The sequence below is a fragment of the Aliiglaciecola litoralis genome, assembly GCF_039523355.1.
Classification (GTDB): Bacteria; Pseudomonadota; Gammaproteobacteria; order Enterobacterales; family Alteromonadaceae; genus Aliiglaciecola; species Aliiglaciecola litoralis.
Window position 1 is genome coordinate 1 of record NZ_BAAAFD010000002.1, and the last position, 13,487, is coordinate 13,487.

A 13,487-nucleotide genomic window follows, 5' to 3' on the forward strand; every position below is an offset into this window, starting at 1 on the left:
ATTAAGCCATTAAGGTTCGGGGTAGCTCCCCACAATGAAACCGAATATACGTGAACTTGTTAATTGCACCAATGAATTAATTTAACACATGATTGCTTTACAAGGGGAGTCCATATACGTTCCTCGCCATTATAGCCAACAAGTTTGCGCCGTTTATTAGGGGCGTTATATTGCAGGAGTAACATGGAGAGTCATTTAGCAATTTCATCTATTTGGGAAGATGAATGTTTATTCGAGATTAGAATTAACGGAAGCAATAGCGTCTTTGCAGGGCGAGCCGATTGCTATACCAATAGAAATGAAATTGAAGAATTAGGAAAAGTGCTTGAGGTATTTCCTAAATCAGTAAGTGATTCCTTTGAATTTACGACACGGTCTAAAGCGGATATCTCATACTTTTCAGTTTCCGGTTTCTGCACAGACAACTCTGGGCATACGCTACTTGCTATTACTATTGCTCACATTGAGTCTTTCACAAATGTAAGAAACGAAAATTATAAGGTTAATTTCGATTTAAAAGTCGAGCCCCAAGCAATTAATAGCTTTGGTAAACAACTTCAGCGCATTGCAAAGGAACCACTTGGCAAAACTGAGGCTGTATTAAAAAATGCAATATAACAAACGCATTAAAATGGACGCCTAACAGTTAGGTGACTATGAGCGAAGCTTTCCGAATTTGGTTTAAATTTGAAATTTGCCTTTTTTCCGTTCCCGTCGTGTTAGTTCCAGCTATTATGACTCAGGTTGAAGGGGATGGTGCACCTGTTGAAGTAAAGCTATTCGCGGCTAGCTTATTTATAGCTTGTGTACTTGTTTTTTATTCAGTCTTTAAATTGATGTCTTATGTTTTTGGAGATAAACCAGCTACACACTCAAAATTGATTTTGGCTTTTATTGTCTATTGGGCGGTAAATTGGCTTGCAGCCTTCTTTTATAGTAATCAAATTGATAGCTTAATAATTCAAGTTTTAACTTTTGGCCCTATCCTTGTTTTAGGACATTTGCTATTTATCGGGCGTAGTTATTTTAGAAACGCCACCTAACAAATCAATGAAGTCGGACGCCTTACGCTTGGCTGGTGTTCGTTCCTCACAAAGTATAGCCAAGCATAATTCGGCCTCTTATTGAGGCGTTACGAGCACAGAATAAGGAGAGTATTGTGATACTTGATGCCCTACAGAAACTGTTGGACTATTTACAAAAAGAAAGACACGCCCAAGACGAAAAAACAGTAGCTGCATTAAATGCCATCAATGATGCTCTCAATGAAACAAAGAAGTACATAGAATTTTCTGGCGGCCAAAAATGCCATGATCGAGAAAGAGAGTATCAATTGTCCCGCTTGTGGGATCAGGCGTCTGTAGCCGTATTGTCGGTAAAGGCTATAGATCCTGGATTTCCAACAGCTCTCCATGAAAAGGCCTTGTACTGGGCTGATACCTACGAATGGACAAGCGAAGTAGCAGAGAAAAAGAAAATAAAGATCGAGCACGTGGAGCAACAAATTGCAAAATTACTCACTCCGTAAAGCTCATAACAAGGTGCTTAAGATCCGACGCGCGAAAAGCGCGCGCGTCTTAGGACGGTGTTAGATGACCATGAAAAAAAATATACTCGTCGCAACGTTTATTTGGCTTTTTAGTTACAATGCTAAAGCGGAATACGACCCTTGCGCTTTAGACTTTTATCCGGTAGTTCAGAAACAGAATTTTAAACATGCTTTAACTGTTGAACAGCCAGCAGTATTTTTAGCAAACACAAACTCAAAAATTATTTTGTCTGTGGCAGATTTAATAGATTTATCTACGTCAAAACTAAACACAAACATGCCATACTACGAAGAAACCATTAAACACTTCAAAGCAAGATTGCTCAGCCTAGAAAAGCCTCTTGAAGATATTAGCTTTCTACAGCCGGATTTAAGCTCTCTCAAAGGAAGAGAGCAACAAGTCGCCATTAATATTTATGGTTTTATAATCAAAGGGTTTCAAGCGGGCCTATTTACTTCTAAAGCAATGGTTACAGTGGATGACGATGTTGTGCCGACAAGTACATTTACTCTTCAAGTCGGTGACGAACCACAACCAATTGATGAGTTCAATAAAGTACATAAAATAAAATTTATAAGTAATGGAGAGATAGTTTATGAATCGTGTTGGATGGATAAGTAAGTTATCTAACTAGCCAAGTCAGCGGGAATTTTACTATGCAAGAATTAGAAGCTTGGGAAGAAACTAGAAAAAAAGGATGGTTTAATTATATCCTTTTTAACGGTTTGTTTATGTGGGGCATGCCAATGTTCGTTGCAATGTCCTTTATTAGTAAGCCATTTGCAGAAGGTTACACTTCAAGGGCCGCCATAGTCCATTACATAGTATGGCCTCTCGCTGGTTTACTATACGGGGCAGTAATGTGGTGGTTTGCAGAGCGGCGTTTTAAAAAGAACCAGAATGGCAGTAAAAACACCTAACAAGGCGCGTCACAAGGAAAACCTCTCGCTGTCGGTCCAAGCACTGCGAAAATACTCATATGCAAAGCGTTACATGCTAGCGAAATAGCTCACTATGAGTTCCAATCCTTGCAAGTTTTAAAGAGTTGTTATCTACTTTATATATCAAAACTAAATCTGGCTTAACATGGCAATCACGGTAACCTTGCCAATTACCCGACAACAAATGATCAACATATTTATCTGGCAAAGTTTCACCAAGCAGTAACAGTTTAATCACGTGCCCAACTTCAACTACATCAGGTAATGGACGTTTCGCAATTTTCTTAAAATCTTTTTTAAATTGCGTTGCGTATTCAAGTTTAAGCACTATTTCAAGCCACCGATGTCTAAATGGGTAAAAAGCTCTTCAATAGTTTCAGCTTTAGTGCCATTTCCAGACTCTAGCTCTTCAATTGCATTTGCTGTCAAGGTATTTGGTGTTTTTGCTTTAAGTTCAAAAGGTATCCCACCATAATTAATAACCGCTTTGGCAAATAACTTTAAGGCTTGCGAGGTGCTTAAACCCATATCGTCACATACATTAGTAAATGCTAGCTTGGTGTCATGGTCTATACGTGTACTTAGCATTTCTGTCTTCATAATTGATACCTACTTGCTTAATATGTATTACATAGTAAAACAAAGTATAGCAAAGTGCATGTAACAAGACCATCTTACGGATCTCGTTTTCTGTCACCTTTTATGCAAAGAAACGCATAAAAGTCGCCATCAAACCGCGACCGAAAATGGCTGCGCTATATCTTCGGAGAGAGTTTTTGAATTCGTTCACTCAAAAGTTTAAAGGGCACAAAACAAAGTTCTCATTTGATGAGCATTCACTCTCTTATAAACATAGTGATTCCGAGGATTCTTTGGCATTCGAAGTCAAATACACTGAAGTAGACGTACGCAACAGCATATATTCGACGTCTAAAAACCCTATTCTAAAGTTTGCCTCATTTCCGTTTATTCTGTTGGCCATATTTGCTATTGGAAAAGCCTCCTTGATTGCAGAAAGCATTGATAAACTAATTGCGGGCCTTTTGGTTGCCTTATTGTGGTTGGCAGTCGCCGCTGCATTTTGGTGGAAATATAAGCGATCAGAAGTATCACTAACTATGTTTGACAGTGCAAGGGGGCGCATAGTTATCGTTCATGATGGACAAGAGTCTAAAATAATAAACACTCTGGTAAAGCTCGTTACCAACAGATGCACCGAGTTTAAACAGGCAGAAGATATGGTTGTTCAGTAACAGAAATAACGGTAATCCCTCAGTCCGGATGAAACAATAAGTTTTCCACTATATCTTCATTTGCTTCATCGGTTGCTTCAGCCGCCAATGGTTTACACTCATTTAGATATTCTAATATCTTTTCTCGGTCATTTAATGAATGTGTAAACCCCCCATTTGTTACACAGATATTTCTACAATCGACAAGGATTACATTCGAGTTTAGGATATAAAACTCCAGCGGAATTTAAATTGACAGAAATTGAATAGGGAACGGTCTTCATTGTTGTGGGGAAGATCTTAGTTAAAGGGCAAAGGATTTTCATGAAAAACGTTTTAAGGATCTTATTTTGGCTTGTTGTTGGCAGTGTAAGCGTGATGGCATTGTTAATCGCACTGCCTATCAAATCGCCGCCGCTGGTTGGTAAAAAAGGGGATTTTGCGTTGAAAAATATCAACGTAATTAATACAACCAATGGCAATATTCTTAGGAACAAAACGGTATTCATCGAACAAGGCAAAATAGCGAAGATAATACCCAGTAATCAATATCAACCTAACGCCAGTTATATTGAGATAGACGGCACTGGTAAATATCTCATGCCCGGCCTTTGGGATATACATACCCATAGTCTGAAACTCTCGCCTTATCTGCACCACCCGTTGTTTATTGCTAATGGCGTAACTTCTGTGCGTGATATGTCGGGTTGCCTTACTCAAGATGACAATTATTGGGCTTGCCCGCAAGAAAAGATGATTTGGGAGCAGCAAGCAATTCGCGGTTTGAGAATATCACCTCGGTATCCGTTACAGAGTAGCTATCAAACCAATGGAGGCAATGAAGTCCCTGAAGGATTTGCTGATTATTTTCGTCTCAATAACCTTGAAGATGCACAGCAGTTAGCTGCATTTTATGCCAAACAAAATGTTGATTTTGTTAAAACATACACCGAATTAACTCTGAAACAATTCAACCATTTAGTCGTCGCGACACAACAACATCATCTGGCCATAGCCGGTCATAAACCCCTTGCTGTTTCTTTAGAACAGGTGCTAGATGCCAACGTCGCCAGTATTGAGCACGGCAGGTTATTTATGTTTGAATGTTTCACGGGCATTGCGTCTTTTCGGCAACATGAGGATCCTATCTCTTTGTATAACGCACCATTTATTCGTGAAATACTGAATAATCAAGATACCGATAGCTGCGATAATTTAATGGTGTCTATGGCGAACACCAATACCCGATGGGTGCCCACATTAACCACAATTAAAATGAGCGCCATGGCCAATGAGCCATCTTTTCGACTCGATGGACGGCTTGAGTATATTCCCTATATTGTTCGAAAATTATTATGGGAGCCTGATATAAGGCGCGCATCTGAGCAGGGAAATGACCGCAACGGCAACTTCGTCCATGGTGATTATTACGCCGCTGCAAGCGCGCAAGTCGGACGAGCTCAGCACCTCGGCGTCAAAGTGTTAGCAGGTACCGATAATATCGACAGCTATGTCTTTACCGGTTCAAGCCTGCACGATGAACTTTTGATGTTAGTGGCAGCGGGATTGACTCATTTACAAGCTATCCAGGCTGCAACCATTAATCCTGCCGAATTTGCAGGCTTAGGGAAAGACTTCGGCAGTGTCGAGATAAATAAGCAGGCAGACCTGCTACTACTCAATGAAAACCCGTTATCTGACATAAAGCACATTGCTGATATATACGGCGTCATCTTCGCAGGGCAATATTTTGATCACGCGGCGTTAGAAACCCTTGAGCAATATGCTGCAGAATCGGCTCAGAGCCTTCAGGTAAACTTGAGATTTTTATATGACCTTTTAACAAGCCCGCTGATGCGTGTTCAATTAGCGGATTAGCGCACTTTGCTGGCGCTCGTTTTTAATCAGTATGTAAGCATTGCTGCGACGCTTCATGTCCACTAACAACTCAACACGACAATGGAAGGTCATTTTCAACTGCATCGCACAATTAAGTAGACCGACTGTATGGCTTAGTAATCACAGCGCCAGAGTTGGATGTGAGTATCTAGCAAACAAAGCTCGCTAGACACTCACCTTATTTCAATCTCCCTGTGGCTGATCTTCGCCGGGCGCTTCTGTGGGTGAGGTGTCAGCATTAGGCTTAGATGGCAATATCACTTCCACACCATCAACCCGTTGCAGTCCTCTTGGGAGTTTGTTGCCTCGGCGCCCTCTTTCACCTTGATAGTGACTGAGGTCAGCGGCAGTCAAGGTCATACCGCGTTTACCAGCAAGCACTTTCACTTGTGCACCATCAGGGACAACGGCGAGCACGGTGACATACTCTTCCCGACTCTTAGCTTTTGCCGAAGGGATATTAATGATTTTATTGCCCTTGCCCTTACCTAAACTGGGTAGGTCACGCAATGGGAACATCAGCATTCGCCCTTCATTGGAAATGGCCATACACCAGTCACTTTCAATATTAGTTACTGGTTGTGGCTTAATGACCTTGGCACTGGTTGGCAAAGATAAGTAGGCCTTACCCGCTTTATTTTTACTGACCATGTCAGAGAATTTACCAACAAAACCATATCCTGCGTCAGACGCAACCAGATAACGTTGCTCATCCAATCCCATAATGGCGTGTTCGACGGTTTCACCACCGACAATATTAAATTTACCGGTTAAGGGTTCACCTTGGCTTCTGGCTGAAGGGAGGCTATGTGCGTCCGTGGAAAATGTTCGGCCTGAGCTGTCAAGGAACACGGCTTGTTGGTTGCTGCGTCCTTTGGCACTGGAGAGATAGCTGTCACCTGATTTGTAACTCAGTCCCTCTACATCAACATCATGGCCTTTGGCACAACGCGCCCAGCCCATTTTAGATAGCACCACTGTCACTGGTTCAGATGGGATCAGTTCATTTTCAGACAACGCTTTTGCTTCGCTGCGTTGCACCAGAGGCGAACGTCTGTCATCGCCATACTTTTCAGCATCGGCAAGAATTTCTTTCTTAATCAGTGTCTTAAGTCGACGATCTGAGCCAAGTAATGTTTGCAGCTCGTCTCTTTCTTTAGCGAGCTCTTCTTGCTCGCCTTTAATTTTAAATTCTTCTAGTTTGGCTAGGTGACGTAGTTTTAACTCAAGAATGGCTTCAGCTTGTTTGTCCGATAGACTGAACCGTTGCATCAATTCTTGTTTAGGCTCATCTTCATAACGGATAATTCGGATCACTTCATCGATGTTTAAGAACGCGATGAGTAAACCTTCCAAAATGTGCAAACGGGCCAGCACTTTGTCTAGTCTATATTGTAATCGTCTAACGACGGTATCTTTTCTAAAGACCAACCATTCACTCAAAATTGTGCGCAGGTCTTTGACTTTGGGCCTACCGTCGAGGCCAATCATGTTGATGTTGACCCGATAGTTTTTCTCGAGATCCGTGGTGGCAAACAAGTGCTGCATTAGCTGTTCCACATCTACTCGGTTGGAACGCGGCGTAATCACCAGCCTAGTTGGGTTTTCGTGATCTGATTCATCGCGAAGATCGCTGACCATAGGCAGCTTTTTGGCTTGCATTTGGGCGGCGATTTGCTCGAGTATTTTTCCACCCGAGGCTTGATGTGGCAGCGCTGTGATCACCACATCACCACTGTCTTCATGATAAACCGCGCGCATCTTTATTGAGCCGCGCCCGGTTTCATATAACTTAACAATGTCTTCTTTGGGTGTGATGATTTCCGCTTCAGTTGGGTAATCTGGCGCCTGAATATGAGTCAGTAACTCGGCCAATTCGGCCTTACTATTGTCCAATAAAGCCGCACAGGCTTTGGCTACTTCTCTGGCGTTATGAGGTGGGATATCAGTGGCCATTCCCACCGCGATGCCGGTCACACCATTGAGCAAAATATGCGGTAAACGGGCCGGTAATACTTTGGGCTCGTTCATGGTGCCATCAAAGTTAGGCTGCCAATCTACTGTGCCTTGACCCAATTCATTGAGCAGCACTTCACTAAACTTCGATAATCGAGATTCAGTGTAACGCATGGCAGCAAACGACTTAGGATCATCAGGCGCACCCCAGTTACCTTGGCCATCAACTAGCGGATAGCGGTAACTGAATGGCTGGGCCATCAATACCATAGCTTCGTAACAGGCTGAGTCACCATGAGGATGAAATTTACCTAACACATCACCCACTGTACGTGCCGATTTTTTGTATTTCGCAGTAGCACTTAATCCCAGCTCGGACATGGCATATACGATGCGCCTTTGCACCGGCTTCAAGCCATCACCAATATGAGGAAGCGCGCGATCCATGATCACGTACATCGAATAATTTAGGTAGGCGTCTTCGGTAAAACGGCCAAGCGAAAGCTGCTCAATGCCGTCTTTGTTGATGATGATTTCGTCACTCATAGTTAGTTTGCTTTACCATTTATTTTTATTATCTGGCTATCGTTATGCTGTTATTGATTCTGCAAAAACAGCAGCCCCCAGTTATTTCTTGTAGGTTACCTTATAAATCACATTTGCGAAATCATCAGATACTAGCAAGCTTCCATCGGGCAGTGTCAGCATCGCCACTGGTCGGCCCCATGCATCATCTTGTTCATTTAAGAATCCTTCGATGAAAGGTTGATAATCGGTGACTTTATCGTTTTCGATGGTTGCCATCATGACGCGATAGCCTGATTTTGTACTGCGATTCCACGAGCCGTGTTCGGCAACAAAAAGACGATGTTTGAATTCGGCGGGGAACTGCTTCCCTTGATAAAAGTGAATGCCTAGTGGCGCTACGTGGGCACCAAGATTATATGCAGGAAAACGATAGTCTTGCGGTTTTTTATCACCCCCAAATTCAGGATCTGGAATGTCGCCACCATGGAAATAAGGATAACCAAAATGTTGACCGGGTTCACTAACATGATTGATCTCGCACGGCGGAATATCATCCCCCATCCAATCTCGTCCATTGTCACTAAACCACAGTTCTTTAGTTACTGGATGCCAATCGAATCCAACACTGTTACGCACGCCTTTGGCCACCCATTCATGCTTATCATTCGCTAAATCAAATTTCAAAATACTGGCAAAGCGCGGATCATTAAATTTACCATCGTCAATCGTTTCGCAAATGTTGCAAGGCGCACCAATTGGAACATACAACCAGCCGTCAGGACCAAAATCGATATTTTTCCAACCGTGATGTTTCTCTTCCGGCAGGCCATCGATAACAATCTCAGATTTTGGTGACGAGGCATAGGTCTGGTCTATATTGGAAAATTTGTGGATCTTACTGACTTCTGCCACATACAAGTCACCATTTCTATAGGTTAAACCCGAAGGCATGGTGAGCCCTTCTGCGATCAGCACCACTTTGTCAGCGCTGCCATCTTGGTTTTCGTCAACCACCGCGTGAACCTTTCCTTCACCTCTGCTACCAACATAAATAATGCCGGTTTTACCCAAAGCCATCTGCCGAGCGTTGGTGACGCCTTCGGCATATACCTCTATCTTAAATCCCTCTGGCAGCGACAGTTTATCTAGAGGTAAGGCAAAGATATTAGAGCTTATTAGTAAAGAGAGGCTGACAAAGCTAATTTTGAGCAAGGTAGACATAGAATAAGTCCTTACTGTGTTGATACAGGATTAATGGCGTTGATAACAAGATTGTAAATACGCTGTTTATACTAAACTCTTTATCCACAGGGTGCGAGAGCAGCACTTATAAATTTGTTGATATCGCTGTAAAAATGGTCGGTTCAACCTTAAAAACACCCAATAATTGACCCGTTGTTTTGAAGTTATTTAAATTGCAATTGAAAAAGCCAACTTCAACAGGTTTAATGTGCACTGACGTACTCACATGAATGGGATGACATGAATTAACATGGCCTTGCTTAACAGGATAGTGTTTGGCTTTTTACTAATGATTATTGGTCACGGTGCCTTTGCACAATCGACGCTGCAATTAATTAATAAAGAACAAACAATCCGACTCTCTGAAAAGGTCAAAATACTTCCAGAGCAAGGAACGCAACTGACCATCGACCAAGTGCGCCAGCGTAAGCAAGACTTTCGCTGGCTACCTTCGTCTAACCCAAACTATGGATTGCATGACGGTGGCATCTGGCTGCATACCCGATTCAGTCGAGTTATCGATATTCAAGAATGGGTGATTGATATTGGTTTTGCGCAAGTGGATCATGTCGACTTTTACCTGCTTAATGGCAATCAGATTATTGCCTTCAGTCAACAGGGAAAGTTATCACGCTCGCAAAACAGTCGATACCCATCGATTAAAGTCAATATACCGCTGGCTACACCAATTGATTTATTTGTGCGCCTTGAGTCTATTGATAAAAATATTATTGCGCCTTTAGATATCCAACCCTTTGAGAAATACCTGCGTTCTTCGTTTTGGGATAGTTTGTTGTGGGGATTTTTCTATGGCGGTCTACTGATATTAGCCATCTACAATTTAGTGTTGTATGTAAGTAACCGGGAAGTCAGTCTACTTGCCTACGTAGGCTACATAGTATCAGCCGTGGTATGGCAGTTTGTTTGGGGGGGCCACTCGGTAATGCTATTGCCCTATGGAGTGACGCTTTGGCTATCCAATCATATGGATTTGATTTTTGTGTTTATCGGCATTGCTTCAGGTGTTTTCACTTATAGCTTTCTTGACGCTAAACATACTGCGCCCAAGACGGCCTCTTACATCAAGGTAAACATTGGCCTATTAGCAGTAATGGGGTTTTGTTCGCTTATCAACCTATTTCCCGTGCTATGGCAAAATGCATTGGTCTATATCAGCAGTCTTGTGGCTATCACAAGTTATCTCGTGGCAGGCTTCGAGAGTTATGCAAACAATTTCCGGCCGGCTCGGTATTTCATTTTTGCATGGAGCATTCTGTTTCTCACGGCGATTGCTGGTATGTTAAGTTTAACTGGCATCTTACCGACTAATGAAGTTACGGCTTATTGCTTTCAAATAGGCGTGTTTGTTGAAGCGGGCTTGTTTTCGTTAGCAATCATGGATAAAAGTCACAGCCAGTTAGAAAGTGACATTCAACAAGCGACAAATGATATTCGCAACAATATGGAATTCATTGAAGAGCAAAATGTGCGATTGGATATTGCGCGTAAAGATGCGATCAACGCCAGTACCATTAAATCGCAGTTTCTGGCTAATATGAGCCACGAGATACGCACACCACTGAATGCCATTCTCGGTTTTAGTAAAGAATTGATCCACACGCCGTTACCAGTCGACAAACAAGAGCATGTACGGATCATTAATAGTGCAGCAGATACCTTGCTGAATATTGTGAATGACGTATTGGATGTATCCAAAATTGAAGCCGGTAAGCTACAGATCAATAGCCAACCCTTCAGTCCTAACGAGTTGTTAGAAGAAATGGTCAGCGTGATGGCCAAATCAGCTCATCAGAAGAACCTTGAATTCCATTTTGAGCTGGCAAAATTACCGCAAAAATTAATCGGTGACGCCCAACGAATTAAGCAGGTTTTGACCAATTTACTCGGCAATGCGCTTAAGTTTACGCCCTCTGGGCACATCAGTTTGCACGCACAGGGAAAGGAGCTCAATCACGGTTTGTTTGAGTTGAAATTCAGTATCGAAGACACCGGCATTGGTATTAGCCAACAGGATAGAAAGAAGCTTTTCAGTGCGTTCTCTCAAATCGATGATGCCACCAGCCGCTCATATCAAGGTACAGGACTTGGGTTAATGATTTGCCAAAAGCTGGTGCGCTTAATGGGCGGTAAAATCACCTTAAATAGTAAGCCCGGCAAAGGCAGTTGTTTCACGGTAACTGTGCTGACCAATGTGCTAAATATAAATGATGAAAACGTGCAAAATATTGGCTGGAATAAAAAGCCAATATTAATACTAAATACCGATAGTACGGCAACTATGTCGACAATAAAAATGCTTGAACACGTGGGTGCAGAAGTCACTTTAGTCGATGAAGTGGCCGATCTTAAACGACTTAAACACAAATACAGCATTATTTTTGTTTGCTTGCCTCATCATTATTTGCAGCAAAACGAAAAACTGTTCAATGACATTATCAATACAAAAATAGATAACTTAGTGTTTCTCTATTCAGGTCCCGAGTTGATGCTAGAAGATAAGCATCAAGACTTAGCACACATTGTCAAACTGCGCCTGCCGATGACTGTGAATAAATTAGCCAGTTTGACCGATACACCAGAAGAAACTAAATACGATCAATTGCATCACGATTTACTTAAGTTACCGCCGATTAAAGTATTGGCCGTAGATGACATGGAAATGAATCTACGCTTACTGAGTACATGGTTAAAGCCCTCTAAAATTGATCTTAGGCTCAGTTACACTGGTGAAGATGCCGTTAAGCTATGCAAAGAGCAGGAATTCGACCTGATCCTAATGGACGTGCAAATGCCAAATATGGATGGTTTACAGGCATCCAAGCTGATCCGCAAAACACAATTGAACATAGGAACGCCTATCATTGCGGTCACAGCACACGCATTGAAAGAAGAGCAAGAGCGACTCTTGGCTTCCGGAATGGACGATTATCTACCCAAACCCTTAGATTTATCAGATCTTGTTGCACTTATTCAGCGTTGGTGTAATGACATCGATTTAGTCGAAGAGCAGGCCGCTTCAATTGATTGGGATTTAGCCTTAGAGCGAGCCAATCATAACAAGGATGCAGCAAAAGAAGTGTTTACCGGATTCGTTAATCAGTTACCTGAGCTGAAACTACAAATAGCTCAAAGTTGGGAAAAACAAGATACCCAAAATACCCAGGCGTTAATTCACAAGTTACACGGCGCTTGCTGTTATACCGGTGTGCCCATTTTGCGCGACTTGTGTGATGAATTGGAAACCGCATTAAAGCAACATGACTATCAGGTTGTAGAGTCACGTTTAACGGATTTTCTGCACGAATGTGATCTGATCCTAGAGCAAAGTGTTGATTATCTCTAAACCACGATTACCAATGTGACTATGGCCTAGAATTTAAATTCGCTCAGTGAACGTGCTCTTGATTTACTTTCAACTGGCACTGTTTGAGCAAAGCAACAAACTCCTCTGTAGAGCGGTCCAGTTCAGTCACAGAAATAAAAATATCATATCCCAAACTGGCTCTTAGCTTGGTCATCCTATTGGCCAACATGGCAGGAATACCCGTGATCAATTGACCGCTTTGCGCCTTATAACGGTCGTTCTCAATAAGATCATTACTATAACAACCGCCCGTTGCACAGTGCGCATTTTGTAATAACAAGTGGCGTTGCTCTAACAATAGATTGGTTGCCAGACGCGGCGAGATTGTTGTGAGCAAGGGTTCATATTGCTTGATTTTGATCCCCACCATACCCAGCGTTTTTTGTTCAAGACCTGAGGATACTTTGGGAATATCAATCCGTTGAATGTTATCCCAGGTCAGTTCCCACTTACCGTGTCGATGTTGGTAGTAAATATGGGTTTTAGTCAGTTCTATGCTGTGCTCTGGCTCGCGCATTTTGAACCAGCCAATAAGAATGGTGACAATTGCTCCACTCAAAGCAAACACACTGGCAAGATAAAGAAACGGAGGCAATACATTGATCAAAATGATGGCCAAAACCAACACCATAAGACCAATTAACAAGGTGGTTAGCCCGTTTCGTTTGGCCGCCGCTTTGATTTTTATACTAGCGTCTTGGGCAGCCTGATTGTTGTTTTTTGTTTCAATGCCAGACATAGAAATACACTACCA

At 42.3% G+C, this 13,487-nt stretch carries 13 protein-coding genes; 8 read left to right on the plus strand and 5 right to left on the minus strand.

The window, feature by feature from the left end:
• The first annotated feature begins 183 nt into the window (after positions 1-183).
• The 5 genes from ABD036_RS03595 (at position 184) to ABD036_RS03615 (ending at position 2,470) form a co-directional block, all read left to right on the plus strand.
• Positions 184-618 (plus strand): hypothetical protein, encoded by a 435-nt coding sequence (locus ABD036_RS03595; RefSeq protein WP_343856574.1) that lies wholly within the window; start codon positions 184-186, stop codon positions 616-618.
• A gap of 38 nt (positions 619-656) precedes the next feature.
• Positions 657-1,043, plus strand: coding sequence for a hypothetical protein (locus ABD036_RS03600; protein WP_343856576.1), 387 nt, complete (start codon positions 657-659; stop codon positions 1,041-1,043).
• A 116-nt stretch (positions 1,044-1,159) separates the two neighbouring features.
• A complete protein-coding gene (locus ABD036_RS03605; protein WP_343856577.1) occupies positions 1,160-1,528 on the plus strand; it encodes a hypothetical protein in 369 nt (122 codons plus the stop codon).
• A 64-nt stretch (positions 1,529-1,592) separates the two neighbouring features.
• On the plus strand, positions 1,593-2,171 hold the full coding sequence (locus ABD036_RS03610; RefSeq protein WP_343856579.1) for a hypothetical protein: 579 nt from the start codon (positions 1,593-1,595) through the stop codon (positions 2,169-2,171).
• 35 nt (positions 2,172-2,206) lie between these two features.
• The gene (locus ABD036_RS03615; RefSeq protein WP_343856581.1) at positions 2,207-2,470 is read left to right on the plus strand and encodes a hypothetical protein; all 264 of its coding nucleotides are present in this window, start codon (positions 2,207-2,209) and stop codon (positions 2,468-2,470) included.
• A gap of 76 nt (positions 2,471-2,546) precedes the next feature.
• Here the strand turns inward: ABD036_RS03615 and ABD036_RS03620 are convergent, their stop codons facing one another.
• A complete protein-coding gene (locus ABD036_RS03620; RefSeq protein ID WP_343856582.1) occupies positions 2,547-2,819 on the minus strand; it encodes a type II toxin-antitoxin system YafQ family toxin in 273 nt (90 codons plus the stop codon).
• On the minus strand, positions 2,819-3,091 hold the full coding sequence (locus tag ABD036_RS03625) for a type II toxin-antitoxin system RelB/DinJ family antitoxin (RefSeq protein ID WP_343856584.1): 273 nt from the start codon (positions 3,089-3,091) through the stop codon (positions 2,819-2,821). Before ABD036_RS03625 ends, ABD036_RS03620 begins: the two co-directional genes overlap by 1 nt.
• A gap of 176 nt (positions 3,092-3,267) precedes the next feature.
• Between ABD036_RS03625 and ABD036_RS03630 the strand changes: the two genes are divergently transcribed.
• Positions 3,268-3,744 (plus strand): hypothetical protein, encoded by a 477-nt coding sequence (locus ABD036_RS03630; protein ID WP_343856585.1) that lies wholly within the window; start codon positions 3,268-3,270, stop codon positions 3,742-3,744.
• Between the two features lie 303 nt (positions 3,745-4,047).
• Positions 4,048-5,601: an amidohydrolase family protein gene (locus ABD036_RS03635; protein ID WP_343856586.1), complete on the plus strand. Its 1,554-nt coding sequence runs from the start codon at positions 4,048-4,050 to the stop codon at positions 5,599-5,601.
• Between the two features lie 204 nt (positions 5,602-5,805).
• On the opposite strand, the gene parC is transcribed toward ABD036_RS03635, so the two are convergent.
• Both parC and ABD036_RS03645 read right to left on the minus strand, forming a co-directional pair.
• Positions 5,806-8,124: a DNA topoisomerase IV subunit A gene (gene parC / locus ABD036_RS03640; RefSeq protein WP_343856587.1), complete on the minus strand. Its 2,319-nt coding sequence runs from the start codon at positions 8,122-8,124 to the stop codon at positions 5,806-5,808.
• 81 nt (positions 8,125-8,205) lie between these two features.
• Positions 8,206-9,327 (minus strand): PQQ-dependent sugar dehydrogenase, encoded by a 1,122-nt coding sequence (locus ABD036_RS03645; RefSeq protein ID WP_343856588.1) that lies wholly within the window; start codon positions 9,325-9,327, stop codon positions 8,206-8,208.
• A gap of 271 nt (positions 9,328-9,598) precedes the next feature.
• On the opposite strand from ABD036_RS03645, the gene ABD036_RS03650 reads away from it, so the two are divergent.
• Complete coding sequence (locus tag ABD036_RS03650; RefSeq protein WP_343856591.1) at positions 9,599-12,712, plus strand: hybrid sensor histidine kinase/response regulator; 3,114 nt, start codon at positions 9,599-9,601, stop codon at positions 12,710-12,712.
• Positions 12,713-12,755: 43 nt separating this feature from the next.
• Here the strand turns inward: ABD036_RS03650 and ABD036_RS03655 are convergent, their stop codons facing one another.
• Positions 12,756-13,472: a DUF2982 domain-containing protein gene (locus ABD036_RS03655; RefSeq protein ID WP_343856593.1), complete on the minus strand. Its 717-nt coding sequence runs from the start codon at positions 13,470-13,472 to the stop codon at positions 12,756-12,758.
• Between the last annotated feature and the right edge of the window lie 15 nt (positions 13,473-13,487).